Here is a 23,433-nt window from a genome sequence, read left to right as displayed (position 1 = left end):
CGCTTTACCTTTCAATCCCTTGAAAATTCACATGAAACCCAGTTCCAGCCGGGCCTCGTCGGACATCATGTCCATGCCCCATGGCGGATCCCACACAAGCTCCACCGCGGTGGATTTGACGCCTGCGACACCTTCGACCGCCTCTGCGACCCAGCCGGGCATCTCTCCGGCCACGGGACAGCCCGGCGCGGTCAGGGTCATGATCACATGCACGTCGTTGTCGTCGTTGATCTCGATCGTGTAGATCAGGCCGAGGTCGAAGATGTTGACCGGAATCTCGGGGTCATAAACGCTCCGGCACGCCTCGACCACCTGCTCGTGCAGGGGGTGATCGACGGTTGAGGGGGCGATCAGCGGGGCGCCTTCGATCGGATCTGGGGACGTCTGGGTCATGGTCTGTCCTGCTTTATTCCTGACCGAACATATAGGAAATGAAAAGCCATGCGTCCAGTGGGCGTTTTCGTGGCGAAACGGCGTATCGGTCAAATGTCGGTGTTCTGTCGGTGCCGGGTAGCCCGCCACGCGGACCGGGCCGGGATCAGCCAGAGGTGCGGCGCGATGACCGGCGCGGTTTGGCCGGGGCCGGGCGGACGCGGGATTCGATGTGATCGTAGAGCAGCCCGGTGATGTTCTTGCCCGAGGCCCTCTCGATCCCTTCCAGACCGGGGGAGGAGTTGACCTCCAGCACCTTGGGGCCGGACTCCGCGCGCAGCAGGTCGACGCCGGCCAGGTTGAGCCCGAAGGCGCGGGCCGCGCGCACGGCGGTGTCGCGTTCCTCGCGGGTGATGCGCGCCACCACCGCCTTGCCGCCCAGATGCAGGTTGGAGCGGAAATCGCCCTCCGCCCCGGTGCGCTTCATGGCCGCGACCACCTTGCCGCCCACGACGAGGCAGCGGATGTCCTCTCCGGCGGCTTCCTTGACGAAATGCTGCACCAGAAAATTGGCCTTCAGTCCGCGAAAGGCGGTGATCACGGATTCCGCAGCCTTCTTGGTTTCGGCCAGCACCACGCCCTTGCCCTGCGTGCTTTCGAGCAGTTTCACGATCAGCGGCGCGCCGCCGACCAGCCCGATCAGGTTGGAGGTGTCCTTGGGCGAGGCGGCAAAAGCGGTGGAGGGCATGCCGATCCGCTGCCCGGCGAGGATCTGGTGCGCGTGCAGCTTGTCGCGGCTGGCGGTGATGCCGGTGCTGCCGTTGACGCAATGGGTGCCCAGCGTCTCGAACTGCCGGATCACGGCGGTGCCGTATTGCGTGACCGAGGCGCCGATGCGCGGGATCACAGCGTCATAGCGGGGTAGGCGGGTGCCGTCGTAATGCACCTCCGGCGCCAGCGTATTGATCGCCATGTAGCAGCGGGAGGTGTCGATCACCTCGACCACATGGCCGCGTTTTTCGCCCTCTTCCACCAGCCGCCGGGTGGAGAAATTGTTCTCGCGGCTGAGCACGGCGATGCGCAGGGTGCGGTTCGGGGCGCTCTTGCGCAGTCGGGCGGAGGCGTAGACATCATAGCTCAACTCCGGCTGGCAGAACCGTTCGGAGGGGGCGACGGTGATCGTGTCGCCGAGCGCCTGACGCCCGATCAGCATGTGCGAGGTCATGCCGCGCCGGTCGGTCAGCGTGACCTCGATCGGCCAGCTCTGGCCGCCCACCTCGATCGGGGTGCGGATGACGTAGCGCATTTCGCTTTCGCCGTTGGAGGAGGTGACCTCGCGCCGGTCCACGACCTCGGCCGAGCAGGGGATCAGCGGGTGATCCTGCCCCGGCACGGGATGCACGGTGAAGCGGACCCGGGGCTTGGTCGACGGGCCGAAGGTTTCGATCTCGGTGGCGTGCAGCGCGGAGGTGCGCGCGCCTGTGTCGATCTTGGCGCGTAGCGCGGGCAGGCCGAGTTCGGGAAGGGCGATCCATTCCTCCCAGCCGAGTTTCAGCACCGGGGTCGGCTGGTCGGTGGACATGGCGCGCTCTCCTTGGCATTAGGGCGTGATCCCCGGCTTTAAGGGGAATGGACGGTACGGGGCAAGTGGCATGGTGCAAAGATTCCGGTTCGATCTCAAGGCGACGGATGGACGGGCGCGGACGGGTGTGATCGCCACGCCGCGCGGCGAGATCCGCACGCCGGCCTTCATGCCGGTGGGCACGGCGGGCACGGTCAAGGCGATGCTGCCCGAGCAGGTGCGCGCCACCGGGGCGGACATCGTGCTGGGCAACACCTATCACCTGATGCTGCGGCCCACGGCGGAGCGGATCGCGCGGCTTGGGGGCCTGCACCGCTTCATGAACTGGGACCGGCCGATCCTGACGGATTCGGGGGGGTTTCAGGTGATGAGCCTGGCCGAGCTGCGCAAGCTGTCGGAAAAGGGGGTGCAGTTTCGCAGCCATATCGACGGCTCGCGCCATGAGCTGACGCCGGAGCGGTCGATGGAGATTCAGCGGCTTCTGGGGTCCGACATCGTGATGTGTTTCGACGAATGTCCGGCGCTTCCGGCCGACGAGGCGCGGGTGGCCGAGAGCATGCGGCTGTCGATGCGGTGGGCCGCGCGGTCGAAAGAGGCGTTCGGGGACCGCCCCGGCCATGCGCTCTTCGGGATTCAGCAGGGCGGGGTCACGCAGGAGCTTCGCGCGGAATCGGCCGAGGCGCTGACGGCCATCGGGTTTGATGGCTACGCCATCGGCGGGCTGGCCGTCGGCGAGGGGCAGGAGGCGATGTTCGGGGTGCTGGAGTATGCCCCCGACATGCTGCCCGAGGGACGTCCGCGCTATCTCATGGGGGTGGGCAAGCCCGACGACATCGTGGGCGCGGTGGCGCGCGGTGTGGACATGATGGATTGCGTGCTGCCCACGCGGTCGGGGCGCACGGGGCAGGCGTGGACGCGGCGCGGGCAGGTCAACATCAAGAACGCGCGCCACGCCGACGACCCGCGCCCGCTTGACGAGAACTGCACCTGCCCGGCCTGCCGCCATTACAGCCGGGCCTATCTGCATCACGTGTTCCGGGCGGGCGAGATGATCTCGGGGATGCTGCTGACCTGGCACAACCTGCATTATTTTCAATCGCTTATGGCCGGGATGCGCGACGCGATCGCGGAGGGGCGGTTCGACGGCTGGCAGGCGCAGTTCCATTCCGACCGCGCGCAGGGGGATATAGAGCCGCTGTGAGGCGGGGGCACCCACGTATTCATTTTTCAAAATAAGAGAGGCTTGCCCGGGCGGAAATGATATTGCACGGTAGCTGAAAAATAGTTTCAGGGACGGTGAGGATGTCAAATGAACCGGCGCGCGCGCAGGTGGTGGATTGGTGGAGTGCCGAGCGGGCGCGCGTTTCCCGAGAGTTGGAGGAGCGGCTTCCGCTTCTTTTGATCGAAGTTGATAAAGTCATCGACGAAATGCCGCTAAAGGCATTTGTCCGACGTGGGCGTTTTCAGACACGCCAGATCGCTCCGATTGTCAGAAAATGGATCGAGGCCGAATACAAGAGACTTTCGGCTGAGATTGACGAGTCTTTCTTTGCCGAAGTGATCGGACCCGGGGAACACAAGTCGCACGAGGGCTGGACAACCGATGAACTTCTGACTGCTGGGGCGGCGACTGCCTTTTCGATAGCGCCGCTAGCAGCCTTGCCATTTGTCGGAGGATTGTTGGTTTCCACCGGTTTTCTGGGTTTGTCGGCCACCTTGGCGATCATACCTGCGACGATTGTCGGCGCGGGGCTGGTCATGCTCGGGTTAGGGCCGTCAATCAGGGGGTGGGCGCGACGAAAACTGCGCGAGACGTTCCGGTCGCGCGTTCGGGCGAATATTCGCACTCGCATAATTGGTGACTTGGAAAGGCTCGAAATTGCGTCATTGAAAGGCACGATTTTTACTGAACTTGATGGATTCTTGTCAAAACGGTTGGGGGAGCTCGAATGAGTGCTGCGTCTATTCCATTTGAAATTCCGGCGAAATTTCTTCTCGATCACGCACTTGGGAATGTTGAGCGTTACGGCGCCGTTCTGAAGCATGTGGATACTGGGCGGATCGTGGGACACGTCCAGGAAACCGGAGTGCTTTCGAACGTATTGAATGTTGCTCAGATCGTCGATCCGACAGGAGTCGCATCCTTGATCGGGGTCGTTCAGAATACTCAGGTCAGCAGCAAGCTCAGCGCTTTGCAGAGTGCGGTCGGTACGGTGCAGAGCCTGCAACTGGTAAACCTTGCCTCTTCGGTAGCAGGGATTGGCGTGACCGCAGCAAGCACGGCGATCATCATGAAACGCCTCGGTGTCGTGAACGAAAGTCTCGACCGTGTCGAAGAAATGATCGGAGGGCTGCCGGGCAAGCTCCGCGAGATGGACCTGCGCAAGACGCTGGTGGACATACAGACATCTCTTGATCGGTTGGATGGCGCCGGGTTGCGACGGGATGCCGATAGTGTGGTGAAATCCGCCGAGGAGAAGTTGCACTATGGGTTCAATTCCATGCTTGATGGCCTTTCCGTCGTAGTGGTCGAGAAGAATTCCGATCCGGCATTGTTGAACAGCCTTTTGGCGGGGCTGTCGCTGTGCGGTAGCGCGCAGATCAAGGCACTCTACTGGTTGAATGAGTTGGAGGAAGCAGAGCGCCAGTCGCGCAGCCAGTTCGAAAAGCTGGAAAAGCTGTCGTTGATGGTGCCCCAGGACATACTGGAAACGCGTATTTCGGGCGGGGGCGAACCAGCTGCACGCATCGCATCGGACCTGTCGGAGCTACGGGCGCGCGCCGCGTCTATGCCGGGGCTTACAGAGAAGATTCGATCCCTGGATATTCATGGGCGTGACTATTTGGAGAGGCTTGAGGACGAACAGGAGAGCCCCTTGCTTCTGCTTCCGGCAGGGGCCGGTCTGCAAGAGGATTCCCCGAGATCTGGCCGAAAGTGGTGGACATTGCGCTGACTAAATCGCGTTCGCTCCGAGGCACATCCGCCTTGCGCGCGCATGGCGTTACTGCCCGCGCACCCGCTCTAGGATGCGGGGCAATGCGGCGATCAGGTTTTCGCCGGGGCAGGCCGTGGCGGCAAAGCCTTTGTGATACCCGATATTGTCCGCCGGAATCCCATGTTCCGACGTCAGGAAGATCAGCAGTTGGCCCAGCGATTTTTTCTGCTCTTCGCCCGGCTGCTCATGATCGAAGTTCCCCTCCAGAACGACGCCGATGTGTCCGGTCGGATCATAGTCGGTGTTCGTGTCCCCGACGAAATGCACCTGCCGGCCTTCGGCGATGGCCCCTTCGGCATCGATGTAGAAGTGATACGGGATGTCGGCCCATGCCTCTTTTCTGTGCCCGTTTGCCAGTAATTCATCGCTCTGGGAAAAGGACTGAAGGGCGCGGAGTTTTCTTGTTATGTCCCGCGCGTGGTTTTGCCCGACCGCGGTGTGGTGAATCGTGATCCGCACCGGGGTGTGCTGCTTCAGGGGCAGGGTCGCTGCGTTTGCGCCCCAATCGTCCCTCGAAATCAGCTCAAACGATGCCGACGGCCCGCCGAAGAGCGACAGGCACAATGCGACCGCAAGGGCATCAATTGCCCTTCTTGACGTAAGCATCGGGCACATGACGTTTGACCTTCTCCAGTTCCTCGAATGCCCGGCGTCGCGAGTCGCTGGCAACGACCACCGAGAGGAGCCCGTTCGTAAATTGCGCATAATCGTCGGTATCCACCAGATTGACGTTGAGGCCACTCTGGCGAAGTTGGGCCAGCCGCGCGTTCGCCTCGGACGTCGAGCTGTGCGGAAAGGATCCCGCGACCACGAACCAGTCGCCGACGAGCGTGTCGCTCGGGGCGGGCGAGGGACTGTCTTGCGAGGTCTCGGGTGCGGGCGGCGTGTTCATGCTTCCGCCGGTTGCATCCCGCCAGCCCACCGCCACCGCTTCGAGCCGTGCGCTTCGGGGGGGATGGGTTTCGCTGCCATGCCGGGGGAGCCGATTGAAGAGCCACTGAGCCTCTTGAAGATTTCCCCCGAGCTTTCCCACGACAAATCCGGCGAACCTGTCGGCCTCCAGTTCCGTCGGGGGACGGCTGCCGCCCGCCTCAAGCGTGTGGCCATTCAAGTGATGCGCGATTTCGTGACCGAGCAAGGCAATCGCCGCCCACCTGTTGTTGTCGGCCGTATTCTGAATCCAGCTTTCGCTATAGACGATGAGGCGCTGCTGGCCTTCGATGACCGCCGCGGCATTCGGCACATTGGCCGCAAAGATTTCAAACCGGGGGACAAGGCCGACGGTGGACATGATATCGGCCACCATATCATTGGCCTGCTTGCTCGACGCAAAGGAGTAGATGTCGCCCTCAAGAACCTCGTCGGGCGCGAAGGAGCATATATGATCCCGGCCCTGTAGATTCAGAAGCGCTTGTGCCTGCGCGCCTGCTGCAAAGAGAGGGAAAAACAGCGTTACGGCAACCAACCTGGTAGCAATCCTCATCATCGGCATCCTCCCGAAACTGGCCAGCCTTCAAGGAGCAGGGTCGCGCGAAACGGCCGCCCGATCAAGCCTGATGGCGCGGACCGGTCCGGTCTGGAGCGGGTATCTCAGGTTCTGAGTTTCAAACGATCCTCGATCGCCTCCTGCCGCCCCTCGCCAATGTAGGTGTTGTAATTGGGGTGGTCGAACAGGTGGCCATAGTAGATTTGGTGCCGATAAGGCAGGTAGTCCTGATGAATCAGGTTCTGATTGCGGTGAATGCGGATCGCCTTCTGTTCGGCGTTCAGTTCGGCAATGGCGCGGAGCTGGCCGTTGTGCTCTGCGTACATCTCGAACTCCGAGCCCAGAACATCGTCGAAATACATGAAGATCCGGGGCAGGAAATGCTCGGGCCGATTCTTCACCTGCCGGAAGATGCGAAAGCTGTCGCGGGTGGAGGAATGGTAATCGGTGTCGTTGAAGATCACCCCGATGGGCGCGGGTTTGTGGCTTTCCAGAAAACCGTCGATTGTCTCGTCTATATCGCCGAGCACCAGATGCGCCTCCGGCACGCGGGCCTCCAGCGCGGCGCGGTCCATCTTGTATTGGCTGGCCGCGAACCAATAGGGCAGATCGTACGGGCCTTCCGGTTCGGGCATGCCCTGACCTGTTTCGAAGCCATAGCAGTCGACCTTGACCCCGGTAACCCGCTCCACGTCGCGGGCGAAGTCGCACATGTAGGCCAGACCGTTGCCGCCCGCGACGCCAAATTCGATGGCCGAGATCCTGTCGTGGCCCAAACGTTTGGCGAGCCGCGCGGCCCCCAGCATGCACCAGGCGTAGTGCGGGCGGTCCACAGCCAGCATATCGACCTGGAAATCGACGGAATATTTCATCCGTTTCGCCGTGCGACGGATCAGCCCGCGCGCCATCGCCCCCCAGAGCGAGTTGCGGAATTCGCGGGTATAGAGGAGTCTTGAAATCAGGGCTTTCATGGCGTCGGCCTATCGTCTGTGAAATTGGTCGGACGTCTAAATTGGTTGAACCTGCCGCGTTTGTGTCCGCCCCGCAAGGTGGTTTGGAGGTGCTGGCACGTGGTTTTCGTGATCGCGTCGGCGCGCGCCCCCGCGCAAGCGCCGACGGGCTCGTGCCCCCCCTGATCGTCCGATTGCAGTGGATTTGTTGCAGAACGCGCTTGTGGAGCGGAGGCGCAGACGGCATGTTGGGCGCCAGCCTGCGCGGGCCGAGGTTGAAATCAAACCCACCGCGACCCAGATTAACCTTCAAGAGAGGGGATCAGGCCGAAGCCGCCGATAACCGGGGCGCGCCTGTCCTGCCATATATGAGGACCGAGTATGCAAGAGCCACTCAACACATCCTATCCCGTGCTTCCGCTGCGTGACATCGTGGTGTTTCCGCACATGATCGTGCCGCTGTTCGTGGGGCGCGAGAAGTCGGTGCGCGCGCTTGAGGAGGTGATGTCGGACGACAAGCAGATCCTGCTGTCGAGCCAGATTGACCCTGCCGATGACGACCCGGCCGAGGATGGAATCTATCGCGTTGGCGTGTTGGCCAACGTGCTGCAACTTCTCAAACTGCCCGATGGCACCGTCAAGGTTCTGGTCGAGGGTCAGAGCCGGGTGCGCATCACCGAATTCGTTGAAAACGAAAGCTTCTTCGAGGCCAAGGCCGAGCGGATGACCGAAGGCGAGGGCGATGCCGCCACCGTCGAGGCGCTGTTGCGCACCGTGTCCTCGGAGTTCGAACGCTATGCCAAGGTGAAGAAGAATATCCCCGAAGAGGCGCTTTCGGCGGTGTCCGAATCGTCCGATCCGGCGCGGCTCGCCGATCTGGTGGCCGGGCATCTGGGCATCGAGGTGGACCGCAAGCAGGAGCTTCTGGAGACCCTGAGCGTGAGCGAACGTCTGGAGAAGGTCTATGGCCTGATGCAGGGCGAGATGTCGGTGCTTCAGGTCGAGAAGAAGATCAAGACCCGCGTGAAATCGCAGATGGAGAAGACCCAGCGCGAGTATTACCTCAACGAACAGATGAAGGCCATCCAGCGCGAGCTGGGCGATGGCGAGGACGGCGAGGGCGAACTGGCCGAGCTGGAAGAGCGCATCAAGGAGACCAAGTTCTCCAAGGAGGCGCGCGAGAAGGCCGAGGCCGAGTTCAAGAAGCTCAAGAACATGTCGCCGATGAGCGCCGAGGCCACGGTTGTGCGCAACTATCTCGACTGGATGCTGTCGATCCCGTGGGGCGTGAAGTCGCGGGTCAAGAAGGATCTGGGCCGCGCCGAAAAGATCCTCGACGACGACCACTATGGCCTTGAGAAGGTCAAGGAGCGGATCGTCGAATACCTCGCGGTGCAGCAACGCTCCAAGAAGCTCAAGGGGCCGATCATGTGCCTTGTCGGGCCTCCGGGCGTGGGCAAGACGTCGCTTGGCAAGTCGGTGGCACGGGCCACCGGGCGCGAGTTCATTCGCATCAGCCTTGGCGGTGTGCGTGACGAATCCGAGATCCGCGGCCACCGCCGGACCTATATCGGCTCCATGCCGGGCAAGATCATTCAGGCGCTGAAGAAGGCCAAGACCACCAATCCGCTCATCCTGCTCGACGAGATCGACAAGATGGGACAGGATTTCCGGGGCGATCCGGCCAGCGCGATGCTGGAGGTTCTCGACCCCGAGCAGAACAGCACCTTCTCGGACCACTATCTTGAGGTGGAATACGACCTGAGCAACGTGATGTTCCTGACCACGGCGAACAGCTACACCATGCCGGGGCCGCTTCTCGACCGGATGGAGATCATTCCGCTGGCGGGCTACACCGAGGATGAAAAGCGCGAGATCGCCAAGCAGCATCTGATTGCCAAGCAGGTGAAGAACCACGGTCTGAAAGCCAAGGAGTTCGAACTGACCGACGAGGCGCTGACCGACATCATCCGCTATTACACCCGCGAGGCGGGCGTGCGGAACCTTGAGCGCGAGATCGCCAAGCTGGCGCGCAAGGCGGTCACGAAGATCGTGCGCAAGTCGGTCGAGACGGTGGTGATCACGCCCGACAACCTCAGCGAGTTTCTCGGGGTGCGCAAATACCGCTACGGTCTGGCCGAACAGGAGGACCAGGTGGGTGTCGTCACCGGGCTGGCCTATACCAGCGTGGGGGGCGATCTGCTTCAGATCGAGGCGCTGCGCCTGCCGGGCAAGGGCCGGATGAAAACCACCGGCACGCTTGGCGACGTGATGAAGGAGTCGATCGACGCGGCGTCGTCCTACGTGCAGTCCATTGCGCCGCAGATCGGAGTCAAGCCGCCGAAATTCGAAAAGATGGACATTCACGTTCACGTTCCAGAGGGCGCGACGCCCAAGGACGGGCCGAGTGCGGGTCTGGCGATGGTGACATCCATCGTGTCCGTGCTCACCGGTATTCCGGTGCGCAAGGACATCGCCATGACCGGCGAGGTGACGCTGCGCGGGAACGCGCTTGCGATTGGCGGGCTCAAGGAGAAGCTCCTTGCCGCGCTTCGGGGCGGGATCAAGACGGTTCTGATCCCCGAAGAGAACAAGAAGGACCTCACCGAGATCCCCGACAATGTCAAAGAGGGGCTCGAGATCATTCCGGTGTCGCATGTGCAGGATGTTCTGAAGCTGGCGCTGGTGCGCATGCCCGAGCCGGTGGAATGGGACGAGGCCGCCGAGGAGGCCGCCGCCGCGGAGGCCGCGCTCAAAACCCGCGAAGGGCAGGGCGCCACGGCGCACTGATCCCGGGATCGCGACCGCATCAGGGGGCGTCCGAAAGGGCGCCCCATTTGCATGCCTGAAACGCGATGCTGGCCTGACTCTCCTTGCTATGCTAGCTTGCCGCCATAAACCGAGCGAAAAAAGAGGCGAGAGTGGTATGGCAACGGTAAAGAAGACGAGTGTGAGAGCCAGCAGTACGGCGAAGACGGCCCCGGCGCCGGAGCCTGTGGTCGTGCGCGATCAGGCACCTGAGGTGAGCGCGCCGGAACTGAAGAACCCGGAACTGGTCGAGATGGTGGTGGAGCGCAGCGGCATCAAGAAGCGCGATGCGAAACCGGCGATCGAGGCAGCGCTGGCGATCCTCGGGGCGGCGCTCGCGGAGGGACGCGATCTGAACCTGCGTGATTTCGGCAAGATGAAGGTCACCAACACCAAGGAAAAATCCAATGGCATGGTGATGACCGCACGCGTTCGGCAGCCATTGAAAAAACCTGTTGAAAGCGGGCAAGAGCCTCTTGCAGAGCCAGCCGAGTAACGCTAATTAGCGCGGCACCGGGTGATTAGCTCAGTGGTAGAGCGCTTCGTTCACATCGAAGATGTCAGAGGTTCAAATCCTCTATCACCCACCATTCCATCCTTTTGAAATTGCCGCGAAACTCCGGCCTGATCAGGCCGGGTCGAGCTGCCAGACATAGCGATTCCAGCTTGCGCGGAAGTGGGCATGGGTGCGTGGGTGCGCCGCCATCCAGTCGATCAAGCGGGCGGGGTCAATGTGACTCCAGTCTTCACCGGCAAAATTCGCATCCTTCAGCCCGGGCGTCTGCCAGTCGTCGATCAGCACCAGCGCGGCGCCGGTGTGGCCCTCCGCGATGGCGCGCAGTTCTGACAGCAATGGCACCTGACGTTCTCCCTCGGGCAGGGAGGGGTCTTCAATGCGGGCTGTTTCTGCCGGATAGCCCTTAAAATTCGAGGCGCCCCAATCGACCGAGTTGTCTCCGCTCCAATGGGCATCGAGAAAGAAGAACGATGCCCCTTCCAGTCCCGCGATGACCTCGGGAAGCCGCTCCGCGGAGTTGCCCTGCAGACATGTCACATTCGGCCGGTGGGCCAGATGTTTCAACGCCTGCGCATGCAGAACTTCCGACAGCTCGATCGTCGTGACATGATCGAACCAGTAGCTCGCATGCAAGGTGGTATGGCCGAATAGCGTGCCGGTCTCGACAAAATTGGCGAACCCGAGCGGGGCAAATCCACTGAGCCGGGTCTCCTCCAACAGGTCGAAGATATGGTCGGGGAACGCTATGCCCGGTGTCAGGGTTGCCAGAATGGTGTCTGTGGTGCTGTCCACGATCTCAAGCGGGCCGACCTCTGGAAACTCGAAGCGGCCCTGCAGGAGAAGCCGATTTTCCGGTGGTTGCCGCAGGATCGCCAGATCGCCGGGATCCGGCGGATCGGGGTGCTGCCACGCGCATTCGATCACAGCCCCGGTGCGATCACGCAAAACCGGCGTTATCGCGCCCGCCTCCGGCCCCAGCAGCCGCAACGTGCCGGTGAACCCGGGGGCCTGCCTGTCCAGCCATTGTTTGCCGCTCAACCGAAGCCCGCGAAACAGTGGTGAGAGGTTTTGCACCTTCATGACGTGATAGCGCATTTGTCTGCCTTTCCAGTGTCCGGCATATCGCTCGATCTGCCCTGAACATGGCCCGCCAAGCATCCGAACCGCGATCTTCGGCGGCCTCCATCGCCTCGATCACCTGCGCCTTTGGGATGCATCATACAGGTCGAGAAGTTTCAAAGTACTCTTTTCCCGCATATCTCGGTATTGCCCCAACGCTTCTGTCAGCGCGCTGTCGTCCGAAAGGTTCCGGGAGTCCCAGAATGCGGCCTCGGACACGAATCCGGATTCGGAAACGATCGGAAAGTCACCTTTCCCCCGAGTATGTTTCGGACCTTTCTCGAACCTATCATACCCAAGATCAGAGAAATCCCGTTCATATGTCGTGACAAATATCTTGGCGGCTACATTTCCAACAAAGTCAGTATCCGAGCTGGCATCCTTCGCCTTGCGAACCGATACATTTTCGCGGGTATCGCGCACGTCGGCATTGAATTCTTCAAGCAGAAATTCGGCCATCCGACCGTTTATCTCTGCGTTGTCAAATAGGTCTATGTCCGCGATGGCCCCGGTCTCATCCGTGAGCCAGTCAACCTGCGGGGCCGCTCCCACCTTGCTGTAGTAGAACAGAAAATCCGAAAATGTCATGCCCCGAAGGAGTTCCGCTATCAAAGGGCCATCAAATCTTCTGATAAAGTGGTAGGTGCTCAAGGCCCTGTCCCAAGGATCGCGGGTTGCCGTGAAGACCTTGTAATCCTTGATTTCTTCTTTTCCGATTGCAGCCGCGACATCCATGTATCTTGCATGGTCCGACCAGACCTTATCCCTGTTTCTTTGTATTTTCTTCGAAACCAACGCATCGATATTCTCTATCTTGCTTGATGGTACCCATTCCCCGGGAGCGTTTTTCATCAAAACGGTTGAAATCGTCGTTCCAGCGCATTTTGGAATATGGATGAATATCGTCTTTCTTTTTTTGTTTATCAGGGTGGCCATTTATTTTCCTTCGTACTGCAGTACTCGATCTTGGCTTTGGTTTTCCTTGTCGGAGTCGTCTGTGACACAGAGGCATAGAGATTTCAGCAGAATCCCCAACTCTCGACTATCCTCTGACACGCCCATGGCGGCGGGGCTTGTGACCTGGTCGATCTCCAGGTGAAGCGTGTAAAGCCCCGGACCCGGCAGATCGCGGAGTGGAACATCCACGGTGATCACCTCGTCCCTGGTGACCGGGCGCGTGATGTCGAGCGAGGGCGTGTGCTCGACCGGCTTGCGCTCGAAGAGCGACAGTGCCGTTGTTTGCGACGACATCAGTGAAATGTGCATTTCCCGCGGAGTGTCGAAATGGGCGGAGCCGAAGACACCAACCTGCACCTGTAATGTGTCTTGACCTTCGAGAGCCGGGGCTTCCAGCGAGAGTTGAACCGACCCTGAGAGCCCGTTAGTCCAGACACCGGCGGGTTCGACGGGAAAGAACCCAAGACTGGCTTGCTCGAAGAGCGCAGCCATGGTTGGCGCAATTTTCAGGGACTTCCCGGGTTCAAGCGATATCCCGTCTCGCTCCGCGTCCACTTTGCGGTGAAAGCGGCCCATCCGATCCATTTGCCAGGAAGGGTTGTGGTGCCTTGTGGACGGATTCGCACGCTCAGCGGGGCTTTCAGACAACAGCGCATAGATCAGGTTCAAGAACCCGGAGTTGGCGCCGCAGTCTTGCCATATCGCGTCGCAGGCCGCTTTGTTGGCCAGCCACCACCGCGTGTTGTGGCGTTTCTGCATCTCATAGGCGTTGCGCGCTTCTATCAGCCCGCAGAGCGGGTCGCGCGCGGCGTCCATGAACCGGCGGAAGGAATCGCTTTCGGCCTCCAGCTTGCGCCCCTCGTCAAAGTTCACGATCTCCACGCGGTTTTCGGCACGAATCAGAAGGTGGCGCAATACGGCTTCCATGCCAAGCGTGTTGAGCATCGAGGTCAGCGTTAGCGATTCAAGGGCATAGGGGTCGCGCTTGTCGATCCGCCGCACCGCGTTCAGGAGGAACATATCGCCCTGGAAGAAGATGAAATCCTCCAGCGCATATTCCGTGCCAGAGGGGTCGATTTCGGGAACCTGCATATGGTCGAAAACCAGATGCTCGCCCAGTGACAATCCGACAGCGTTGGCCTGCGCGACAAGCCGGTTGAGGCGCTGCGCGGGGCGGCGGGCCGATTGCACGTCCGCGAGGTCCAGTTCCGAAAGGTCGATTGGTGCGGATCGGTCTTGCAACATCTCGGCGGGAATGACCAGGAGTTCGGCCATGTTCGTGACGGCCGGGCGGCGCTTGGGCCGGGTCTTTGCAACGTCCCTGATACGTGCCCGCCGCTTTGCCTTTTCCGTGACGAAACTCTCGATGCGCCCGGGATCGAGCAATGCGCGCCAGTCTTCGGTCAGGGCGCCGTTTTCAAGGAAAACAATCTCCGGATCATGGAATAGTCCACCCTTCTCCTCGAGGGCGCGCAGGATCGCCGCGCGCGCGGTCGTTGCGAAGGGCCAGAGGTTCGGATCGGTCTCGTCAAGCGTGGTTGCAAGCGCGTCGATGAGTTCGGCGAAGCGCACAGGGCGCTTGGCGCAGGCAAGATAGGTATCATGGATGGTTTCGAGCAGTGTGCCATGCAGCAGGTCGCCAAGCTCATAATGCTTGCGCCAATACTGACGCGGGGCCGGCGCGCGGTAGAGCGCGGGCAAATGCGGCAGAACCTCTTCGAGCGTTGCGTCAGGTGCTGCCCCCAGCACTTCGGCAAAGGCGGGGCGAGCCGACTCGGGCAATTCCAGGAAGCGTTCGGCCGAGCAGGCCGAAGGCGATTCAAGCAACTCGCGCCCGATGGAGGCCGTGCGCGCCACCATCTCTGTGCGCAAGGCTTTCGCGGTATTGGCCATGTCGGCGCGTTTGCGGAACGCGCGGACGCGGTTCACCGCCTGCTGAAAATGCCCCTCTTCGCGGAAGTGCGCGACGATGCGCGGCAGGTCTTCCTTGGACGCGAAGATCGACCCGTCGGCCATGTCGAGGAAAGGGTGATGGGGCGGCAGGAAGAGGGGGCGCTCCAGATTGGTCACGAAACGCGCCGTCGCGGAGTTGTTCCAGTGATCATAGTCGTTCTGCGGCAGGTAGAAGTAATCCGCATCCTGAAGGCGTTCGAGCAGTTCGGTGTCTTTCACCCACCCGGACCCCAAGTCATGAGGCAGGTTGAGCGCGCTGAGCGTTTCCTCGAACCGTGCCAACTCATCCGCGTTCGAAGTCGCGACCGAGCCCACGAGCCGCCCACGCAGTTCGCGGACAAGATGAAAGAGACTGTCGAAATCCTTGCCACCATACTGGAAAAATCCGAAGAACCCCACAACCTCGGGCCGCATGTCTCGGTCTCCTGTGTCGCGGTGCCCATTGGCATCGTCGAGTAGTTCGACCGGTGAGACGCCAAGTTCCAGCGTCGGAATGAAGAAGTGCCGCCCGGCTGATGAAATGAACGCGGTGGACGGGATGTCGGAACTGAAAATCTGCTGCTGCCGCGAGAACAGGAGGTCCTGGTCGGTGTCGAGCAGGGAATGATGGATCATCAGGGGCACGCCGCCGAAGTCGCGTGCGATGCGGTCAAGATTCTGCAAAAGAAGCGTGGTCGATTCCCCCTGCGAAAGCCTCGGGTTCAGGCCGTCGAACAGGCCCGGGCCGTGATTGACGAGCACCAGCGCCCCATCGAGGATATCCGTGCCCAACTCGATCGCCGCCGATGACGTCCGCACCACATGCACCTCATCCACCTGCCGTTTGAGGACTGTGGACAGGTAGCGCCCGTATTCGCCGATACCACACTGTTTGCGGTAAGAGGGCGCGATTATCACCACCCGTTTCAAGTCTGTCGGGATCCGGGCCAGCAGTGCTCTGCCTTGCTGGCGCCCGTAGAGCGTGAAATGCAGATCCGGGTCGGCGATGATCGAAAGATCCCGGGACCTTGCGACATCGTCGTAGAGGTCGCTGTAGCCCTCCGGTGCGTTCAGCGGGTCAAGCTTTGACGGCCCTGAGCAAGCGACACCGGGAGCCTCAGGAAGGTTCGCGACGAGTGTGTCGTAGCGATCGAGAATACCTTCGGCGGTCTTGCGAACCAGTTCTGGAAGAAAAATTCCGGATTTCATGAAAATCGAGCCTCTTGAAGCTATAAAACACGTCGCCGCATCGGAGAGCGCATTCAGTTTCCTGATGCAGTCATGAATAGGGACTGTTTGGCAAACCGCTCAGGGGAACGCAATGCTTTTGCGTGCTGTAGCGCCGCGGCGGCAGGTTCTGCCCACGATCCAGGCGCCTGCCAGGCGGGACAGAAGGGGGCGGGCGTTGGCAACCCGGCGAGAACGCCCGCGAGGGCCGCAAGCGGGGCCGGCCGCGCGACCGCCGCCGGGGCCGAACCGCTCGCCAACGATTGAGCGGAGCGGAGTTGCATGATCGGGCGGTGAGTGTGATGCGTGACCAACGCGCAGGGAGGTTTTGGGACACCAGACGCGGGTGCACAGCCACCTCCGGTTCCGGAAGGCAACCGGAGTTCGCAGGCAGGCCGGCCCCGGCCCACACTTTGAATTTTTGGCCTTGTAAATCCATCGCTCGCGCGGATATACCCGTCCGCGGAGACGTGGCCGAGCGGTCGAAGGCGCTCCCCTGCTAAGGGAGTAAACCGAAAGGTTTCGTGGGTTCGAATCCCATCGTCTCCGCCATCCACATAACGCGTTGAAATAGAATGGGAACGCACGGAAATTTCTTCCGTGTTTGCGCTGTTTGTGCGACGTTGGGTGGATCAGAGACGGCTTTGTCAGAAGAAACGTATCCGTCCGGTCTCGGCGCACTGACGGGGTGATGGAGTGCCTGCTAGATGTCCACCATCGATAGTGGACATCTTGAGGTTGGTTATGGCGGGCAAGAAGGGCCAGAAGAAGCGGGTCTGGTCGGACGAGGAGAAGCGGTCGATCTGCGCGCAGGCGCGGGTTTCCGGGGTCTCGGTTGCGCAGGTTGCGCGGCGCTACGCAATGAACACCAGGCGCGTTTCATCGGCATCAGCTATGACGCGATGGAAACGGGACTCTATTCCCGCGACCGGGACCATGTCGATGCGGCCTATCTCTTTCCCTATCCGGTGGCCGGGCCGGGCGAGTTGCTCAAGCGCTTGCGGGAAGTTCATGAGATTGAAGGCCTGTCGTTGATCATCCCGACCCTCGACTCCGAACTGGAGAACCTGCTCACCGTGCGATCCAGCCTTGGTGAACTGGGGATCAAGGTGGCCGTGCCTTCACGCTCCTCGCTGCAGGCCCGGGCCAAGCCAGTGCTCGACCTTCTGGGCAAGCGCACCGATGTGCCGGTGCCTCGCACCTTCGCGGCCAACGATCCCCTGACGCTTGCGGGTCATGCGCTGCGGATCGGCTATCCCTGCTATGTGAAAGGCGCGCTTTATGACGCCCGTCTCGTTTACAACGAGGCCCAGCTCTATGTCGCGTACAACACAATCTGCGCCGTCTGGGGGCCGCCCGTGCTGGTGCAGGAGGCCATCTATGGCGAAGAATACGGTGTCGCCGGTGTCGGCGATGGAAAGGGCGGGCTGGTCTGCCACTGCGCCGTGCGCAAGCTTCTGCGGTCGAAGCTGGGCAAGGGCTATGGCGGTGTGGTGATCGAAGACCCGGTGGTCAATGACATCGCGCTACGGCTTGTGAAGGAGCTGAAATGGGATGGGCCGTTCGAGATCGAACTGGTCAAGCCAGCCGGGCGTGAGCATCACCTGTTCGAGATCAACCCGCGATTCCCCGCCTGGATCTCCTTTCCGGCCAAGGCCGGATGCAACATGCCAGCCTATGTCGCCGAACGGGCGCTCGGGCTCGCGGTTAGCGCACCGGGCAAAGTGCCGGCGGGCAAGATGTTCTTTCGCCACTCCCAAGACGTGGTGGCCGATATTGGTGATGTCGCAAGGATAATCACGCATGGCGAAACCGAGTTTGCCGCCGATGACGGACACTCCGCTCCGGATGCCGGGGAACCACAGATCAGAAAGCCGGTGACTTCATGAACGACGCCTATCAGGGCCCCACGATCACCAGCGAGCTCGGCAGGCTGCCGATCGAAGCTGCGGCCGATCGCAACCGCCTGTCGCGCGGAACCGCCGGGGAAGTGCTGGACATGATCGACGGCGTGTCCGTGGTCGAACTTTTACGCGATCACGGCTCGCCGCTATTTGTGTTCTCCGAAGCCACATTGCACAGAAAGCTGCGGCATTTTCGCGAAGCCTTCACCTCTCGCTACAAGACGACGAGCTTTGCCTGGTCGTTCAAGACCAACCGGCTCGATGCGATCTGCAAGATCATGAAGGATGAAGGCTGGATTGCCGAGGTGGTTTCCGACTTCGAGTACCAGAAGGCGCGCAGACTCGGATATGAGGGGTCCCAGATCGTGTATAACGGCCCCTACAAGAGCCGTTCTTCGCTGAAGATGGCCCTCCAAGAAGGGGCGCTCATTCAGATCGACAGCTGGGACGAGCTGGCCGTCGTGGAGGATCTGGCCGAAGAACTGGATGGCACCTTCGACGTGGGAATGAGGGTCTGGGTGACCACCGGACACGCACCGATCTGGTCGAAGTTCGGCTTCAGCCTGACAAATGGCGAAGCGCAGCAGGCGGCCCGACGCATCATTCGCCACCCCCGGTTTCGGCTGCACACGATCCATTGCCATGTCGGAACCTATGTTCTTGATCCCGAGACTTATGGCGTGGCCACGCAGATTCTACTGGGCCTGCGCAAGAACCTGTCCGACGACACCGGTCGTCTGGTGCCTTGCCTGAACCTTGGCGGCGGCTTTCCCTCGAACAGTCTGCTACACGGCATGATCGGGCCCGCCGAGGTCGTGGTTCCGCCGATCGAGGATTACGCCGACGCAATCGCCACTGAGCTGAACGCGTTGCCAAAGCGCGACAGGCCTTTGCTGCGGCTGGAAGCGGGGCGCTCCCTTGTGGACGAGGCCGGCTATCTGGCGACCACGATCGTCGCGGTCAAGGGCGGGCCGCGCCCCGATGCACCGGCCGAGTCGCTGAGTTCGATCGTCGTCAAGGAACAGATGCTGCTGTCGGACACCGCCAGGCTCAGCTATGTGCTTGATGCGGGTGTCCATCTGCTCTTCACTGCGAACTGGTTCGCCATCCAGCCCTATCCGTGCCGACGCGTGGAATCCCTTCCTGTGCCGACCCGGCTTCTGGGGTGCCTGTGCATGGAGATCGACGTCATTCGCGATCACGTCGACCTGCCTCGCCTGCAGACCGGCGATCACCTGACATTCCACCCGGTCGGAGCCTATAATTTCGATCAGTCGATGCAGTTTATCTACCTGCGCCCGGCGGTGGTTCTGATCGGTACGGACCGTAAGGTGCATCAGATTCGCCGCAAGGAAACGCTTGACGACATCGAATCTGCCGAGATGCTGCCTGCTCATCTTTCCGGCTAACCGGGCATCGCGCCCGGACGCTGCAACAGGAAAAGCCCCCCATTGGAAGCTTCGTCAACCGAGAACCAGTTCCCGACACCCCGGCAGATCATGTCCGTGGCGGCCAAGCTCTACCTGCGCCCGCTCGCATCGATCCTGCTGATCGGTTCGGCCTGGGTTGGCGCGGGAATGTGGATCCTGCTGCTGCAGGAACCGCTTATGGCGGTCGTGGCCTTTCTCGCGCTGAGCATTGTCGAGATCATCAGCCAGATCATGGCGCGCGGAGACGTCGCCACCTTTGGCCCCCTGACGCGCGCGAACGCGCTCTTGTGTTCGCTGGCCGCGGCGTTCCTGATGGGTCCGATGAACCTGCCGTTTCTGCTGCAGGTGGTTATCATGTTCGGCGCGCTGTGCGTGGGTCTCTATTTCACTTTGATTTTTCGCCGCCTGCTCAGGAACACCTCGCTGCCGCCGATAATCCTGCCATACACCGTGTTGGCGGCGATGATGGCCATCCTCCTTCCCCATGGAATGAGCAATTCGGCCCAGTATTTCGGGTGGCCCGTGGTCGAAGTGGTCAGCTTCATCGACCTTCCCGGCGTCTTTCTGAAGACCATGGGCGGGTTCCTCTACTCGCCCTGGCTTCTGTCGGGCGCGGTGATCTCGGTCCTTATATTCGTTTGGTCTCCGGCCATGTTCCTTGCTGGGATGATCGGCTGGATTGTGGGTGCGCTGACTTCGATGGGACTCGTTACCTCGGGCTTGGATCCGTATTGGCCTCCGGCTTCCTACAATTTCTTCTTGTCCGGAATGGCGCTCGGCGCGGTATTCTTCCTGCCAGGCCTGCGCGGGATGGTTATCGCTGCCTTTGCCGGGATGATCTGCGCGCTCTTCGCGGCGGTTCTGAGGGTCTATGCCGGACCGTCCGGAATTGTCTACTTCCCCATCCCTTTCGGTCTCACACTCATCAGCGGCATTCTGGCATTGGACAACCCGGCCTTTGCGCCGGGTCTGCGGCGCAATCTCGACTGGTTCGAGCGGCCCGAGGACGCCTGGATCAAGGATGCGTGGACACGCAGGCGCTGGGGTGAGCAGGGGGAACTGCTGGCGATTCCGCTCGTCGGCCCGGTGGCGGTGGTTCAGGGTTTCGACAGCAAGCCCAGTCATCGGGGCGCCTGGAAACATGCACTGGATTTCCAACGCCCTCTGGTCGCTCCGGGCGAGCGGCGCGGACGCCCCTCGCTTTTTGGCGAACCCGTCTATTCCCCGGCGATAGGAGAGGTGGTGGAAACACGCAACAATGTCGCAGACAATCCGCCGGGCAAGGCAAACTATGGCGACAACTGGGGCAATTACCTGGTCTTGCGAACAGGTGCGGGCAATCATGTGCTGCTGGCTCATTTCATGCAGGGGTCCATAGCGGTCGCGCCGCGACAATGGGTCGATTACACGACATATCTGGGCGCCGTCGGCAATTCCGGGCGTTCCACGGTGTCGCATCTGCACATGCAGGTGCAGGCGGGCAGCGAGCCCGGGGCGCCGACCAAACCGTTCAGACTTGCCAACTACCACACATTCGGCGGCGAAAGCGGCAATACCCGGATCTGGCATGCGGCCGGAACGCCCAGCGAGGGCGAAACCGTCGAGAGTGCCAGGCCCAATCCGGCGGTGTACCAACTGCTCACCGGACTCGGACCGGGGCGCTCGATCTTTGCGGTGACCACCAATGGCGATGTCCCGGATTTCGTTGTCTCCAACGGCTCGATCACCTTGGAATCGCGCCTGACGGCACACGGAACCTTTGTGAATGCCACCAGCGAAGGTTCGGAGGTCGAGTACAAGCTGGACGCCGACGCCATACGTGTGATCCGTATACAAGGCACGCCCGGAACGTCGATGGCGATGGCGATGGTCGCCGCGCCATCGATCCCCTTCTGCGCTCAGCCGGGCCTGCGGTGGACCGATATTCTGCCACTGACGGAACTGCGGACCATGCAGTACCTCAGAAAGTTCCTGTCGCCCTTCGAGGTGCAGGTCTTCGTCGCTGTGCAGTGCGAGTGTGTGGCCGTCCCGGATTCAGCCAATCCGGAGCTTGTGATCCGCACGCGCCCGCTAAAGAGCTATCCCGGTTTGCCGCTCAGTTGCACGATGACGGTGGCCCCTCTGCGCGGCCCGGCGCGCATCGTGGCAGATTTTCCCCGCGGCAGCGTCACCTACGTCAATGCCTCGTTCGAGCCTCGCAGCATGTAGAACGCGACCGGAAAACCGCCTGCGCCGCAATGAGGACCCGGCCCGAATGAGAACTTGAGTGACAAGGCCAGGACAAGCCACAGGGAGGCGCGTGGCGATGTACCGCTGAGAGTAGCGAAACGGACATCGAGGACTGTCGGACAGCACCCCACTTTCGGTAGGCCGAACCAGATGATCGAAGGCTCCACATGTTTTTCGGAAAAACTGAGCGAGATTAGTGCGCCGAAGCGCTGCCCGGTTAGCGTGAGGAACACCGGCTTGATCTGGCTCGCCTCTGGCGCGCGGCTGCGGGCAGATTTTCATCACAGCGTCGAAGGATATTTTCATGTCAAGAATGCCAGGACTTACCGCCCTCGTCATGGGGGTCGCCATGTTGGTTGCGCCCCTTGGAAGCACCGGCGCGGCGAATGCGCAGACGCTTCGCGCCGCGCCCCATGCAAACCTCGAATTTCTCGATCCCATCTGGACCACGGCCTATATCACGCGCTCGCACGGATATCTTGTCTACGACACATTGTTCGGCATGGACGAGAATTTCGAGACCCAGCCGCAAATGGTGTCCGAGTGGAGCGTATCCGAGGACGGGCTCTTGTGGAGCTTCACCCTGCGCCCCGAACTGCGCTGGCACGATGGCACAGACGTGACCGCAGCGGATAGCGTGGCCTCGCTGCAGCGCTGGGCGGCGCGCGATGGCGTGGGTCAGGCGTTGTTCGAACTGGTCGAGGAAATCACCGCTGAAGACGCCGGAACCTTCACGATCGAGCTGAGTCATCCTTTCCCGCGGATGCTTCAAGCGCTGGGCAAGATGTCGTCGAATGTGCCATTCATGATGCCCGCCCGCATCGCGGCCACGCCTGCCGATCAGCCAATCACCGACCCCACCGGCTCCGGCCCGTACATCTTTGCGCTGGACGAATGGGATCCGGAACGCCGCGCAGTCTATATCCGCAACGACGACTATGTGCCCCGCGAGGAACCCACGTCGCTGACCGCGGGCGCCAAGATCCCCTTCATGGAGCGGATCGAATTCGTGTTCTTCGACACGCATGAAGAGGCGGTGGAAGCAACGCTTGCGGGCGACATCCATTTCTTTGAATCGCCCTCGACCTCGGTGATCGACCGTTTTGCCGATCAGGAGGTCGCGATCCTCGAGGTGACCGACCCCAGCGGCAATGTCGGCATGGCGGTTTTCAACCACCTTGTCGCGCCCTTCGATGATCCGGATATCCGGCGTGCCGTGCTCATGGCGATGTCGCAGGAAGACTACATGCGTGCCGCGCTCGGTAACGAGGATTACTGGCAGACCTGCCGCTCGATCTATCCCTGTGGTACGCCCTATTCGGTCGAGGAGCGCGCGAGCGGGTTTATGGGCGGCGATGTCGAGGCGGCGCGCCAGATGCTTGCCGATGCCGGCTATGACGGCACCGAGGTCGTGATCATGGATCCGGTGGACAGCCCCGTTATCTCGGCCTTCACCGGCGTCACGTTGTCGCTTTTCGAGGAGCTGGGTATCAATGTCGACCATCGGCCCATGCCCTGGACCGAGCTTGTCGAACGCCGGGTGATCCGCACCGCCGACGAGGGCGAGGTGTGGAACATGTTCCATACCTGGTGGATCGCTGATGATCTGAGCGATCCGTTGCGCATCGCCTTTTCGGGCGATCCGGAAACCGGCTGGATCGGCTGGCCCGACACGCCGGAACTGGCCGCGCTGCGGCGAGCTTTCCTTCTGGCCGAAACCGACGAAGCCGCCGCCCAGTCCGCGCAACAGGTTCAGGATGTAATCCTGGACGGGGCGCATTTCGCGATCCTTGGCCAGTTCTTCGAACCGATCGCCTTCAACGCGGGGATCATGGGCCTGCAGCGGCCGATCCAGATGTACTACAATCTGGCCATGCCGCCCGCAGAATAAGGGCCGGCGACCTCACACAAGTCCGGGCGGCGC

General features: G+C 61.4%; 17 protein-coding genes and 2 tRNA genes. 11 read left to right on the top strand and 8 right to left on the bottom strand.

What is annotated here, in order from left to right; translation table 11 throughout:
- Nucleotides 1-27: 27 nt before the first annotated feature.
- Entirely contained in the window at nt 28-393 is a 366-nt protein-coding gene (locus tag BMW66_RS14415; protein ID WP_093119540.1) for an SUF system Fe-S cluster assembly protein, read from the bottom strand.
- A 145-nt stretch (nt 394-538) separates the two neighbouring features.
- Nucleotides 539-1,954 (bottom strand): 30S ribosomal protein S6--L-glutamate ligase, encoded by a 1,416-nt coding sequence (gene rimK, locus BMW66_RS14410; RefSeq protein ID WP_093119538.1) that lies wholly within the window; start codon nt 1,952-1,954, stop codon nt 539-541.
- Between the two features lie 70 nt (nt 1,955-2,024).
- Here rimK and tgt point away from each other — a divergent pair, with 70 nt between their 5' ends.
- From tgt to BMW66_RS14395, 3 genes are all read left to right on the top strand, one after another.
- Entirely contained in the window at nt 2,025-3,155 is a 1,131-nt protein-coding gene (gene tgt / locus BMW66_RS14405) for a tRNA guanosine(34) transglycosylase Tgt (protein WP_093119537.1), read from the top strand.
- A 101-nt stretch (nt 3,156-3,256) separates the two neighbouring features.
- Nucleotides 3,257-3,907, top strand: a complete 651-nt coding sequence (locus BMW66_RS14400; RefSeq protein WP_093119535.1) for a hypothetical protein — start codon at nt 3,257-3,259, stop codon at nt 3,905-3,907.
- On the top strand, nt 3,904-4,908 hold the full coding sequence (locus tag BMW66_RS14395; protein ID WP_093119534.1) for a hypothetical protein: 1,005 nt from the start codon (nt 3,904-3,906) through the stop codon (nt 4,906-4,908). Before BMW66_RS14400 ends, BMW66_RS14395 begins: the two co-directional genes overlap by 4 nt.
- 48 nt (nt 4,909-4,956) lie before the next feature.
- Here BMW66_RS14395 and BMW66_RS14390 read toward each other — a convergent pair whose 3' ends face one another.
- From BMW66_RS14390 to BMW66_RS14380, 3 genes are all read right to left on the bottom strand, one after another.
- On the bottom strand, nt 4,957-5,409 hold the full coding sequence (locus BMW66_RS14390; protein ID WP_217639318.1) for a peptidoglycan recognition protein family protein: 453 nt from the start codon (nt 5,407-5,409) through the stop codon (nt 4,957-4,959).
- Nucleotides 5,410-5,530: 121 nt separating this feature from the next.
- Nucleotides 5,531-6,256, bottom strand: a complete 726-nt coding sequence (locus BMW66_RS14385; RefSeq protein ID WP_175483260.1) for a M48 family metalloprotease — start codon at nt 6,254-6,256, stop codon at nt 5,531-5,533.
- Nucleotides 6,257-6,540: 284 nt separating this feature from the next.
- Nucleotides 6,541-7,407, bottom strand: a complete 867-nt coding sequence (locus tag BMW66_RS14380; RefSeq protein WP_217639317.1) for a hypothetical protein — start codon at nt 7,405-7,407, stop codon at nt 6,541-6,543.
- A gap of 360 nt (nt 7,408-7,767) precedes the next feature.
- Between BMW66_RS14380 and lon the strand changes: the two genes are divergently transcribed.
- The 3 genes from lon (at nt 7,768) to BMW66_RS14365 (ending at nt 10,784) form a co-directional block, all read left to right on the top strand.
- Entirely contained in the window at nt 7,768-10,176 is a 2,409-nt protein-coding gene (gene lon, locus BMW66_RS14375; protein ID WP_093119531.1) for an endopeptidase La, read from the top strand.
- Nucleotides 10,177-10,336: 160 nt separating this feature from the next.
- Nucleotides 10,337-10,690 (top strand): HU family DNA-binding protein, encoded by a 354-nt coding sequence (locus BMW66_RS14370; protein WP_245729490.1) that lies wholly within the window; start codon nt 10,337-10,339, stop codon nt 10,688-10,690.
- Between the two features lie 19 nt (nt 10,691-10,709).
- Nucleotides 10,710-10,784, top strand: a tRNA-Val gene (locus BMW66_RS14365).
- A 38-nt stretch (nt 10,785-10,822) separates the two neighbouring features.
- Here the strand turns inward: BMW66_RS14365 and BMW66_RS14360 are convergent.
- The 3 genes from BMW66_RS14360 to BMW66_RS14350 form a co-directional block, all read right to left on the bottom strand.
- Nucleotides 10,823-11,806, bottom strand: a complete 984-nt coding sequence (locus BMW66_RS14360; RefSeq protein WP_093119527.1) for an O-methyltransferase — start codon at nt 11,804-11,806, stop codon at nt 10,823-10,825.
- Between the two features lie 99 nt (nt 11,807-11,905).
- Complete coding sequence (locus BMW66_RS14355; protein WP_093119526.1) at nt 11,906-12,766, bottom strand: sulfotransferase family 2 domain-containing protein; 861 nt, start codon at nt 12,764-12,766, stop codon at nt 11,906-11,908.
- A complete protein-coding gene (locus BMW66_RS14350) occupies nt 12,767-15,928 on the bottom strand; it encodes a hypothetical protein (protein ID WP_093119524.1) in 3,162 nt (1,053 codons plus the stop codon).
- Nucleotides 15,929-16,410: 482 nt separating this feature from the next.
- Here BMW66_RS14350 and BMW66_RS14345 point away from each other — a divergent pair.
- The 5 genes from BMW66_RS14345 to BMW66_RS14320 all read left to right on the top strand — a co-directional run bounded on the left by BMW66_RS14345 (nt 16,411) and on the right by BMW66_RS14320 (nt 23,400).
- A tRNA-Ser gene (locus BMW66_RS14345) sits at nt 16,411-16,498 on the top strand.
- Between the two features lie 155 nt (nt 16,499-16,653).
- Nucleotides 16,654-17,835 carry an ATP-grasp domain-containing protein gene (locus BMW66_RS14335; RefSeq protein WP_245729489.1) on the top strand — a complete coding sequence of 394 codons (1,182 nt, stop codon included), beginning with the start codon at nt 16,654-16,656 and terminating at the stop codon, nt 17,833-17,835.
- On the top strand, nt 17,832-19,259 hold the full coding sequence (locus BMW66_RS14330; RefSeq protein ID WP_093119521.1) for a type III PLP-dependent enzyme domain-containing protein: 1,428 nt from the start codon (nt 17,832-17,834) through the stop codon (nt 19,257-19,259). The genes BMW66_RS14335 and BMW66_RS14330 overlap by 4 nt, the downstream gene beginning before the upstream one ends.
- A 96-nt stretch (nt 19,260-19,355) precedes the next feature.
- Complete coding sequence (locus BMW66_RS14325) at nt 19,356-21,488, top strand: urea transporter (protein ID WP_175483259.1); 2,133 nt, start codon at nt 19,356-19,358, stop codon at nt 21,486-21,488.
- 325 nt (nt 21,489-21,813) lie between these two features.
- A complete protein-coding gene (locus tag BMW66_RS14320; RefSeq protein ID WP_093119518.1) occupies nt 21,814-23,400 on the top strand; it encodes an ABC transporter substrate-binding protein in 1,587 nt (528 codons plus the stop codon).
- Nucleotides 23,401-23,433: the final 33 nt, after the last annotated feature.

The organism is Salinihabitans flavidus (assembly GCF_900110425.1).
GTDB lineage: Bacteria > Pseudomonadota > Alphaproteobacteria > Rhodobacterales > Rhodobacteraceae > Salinihabitans > Salinihabitans flavidus.
Note: the sequence above shows the minus strand (reverse complement) of the source record. Positions and strands in the feature narration are given on the sequence as shown.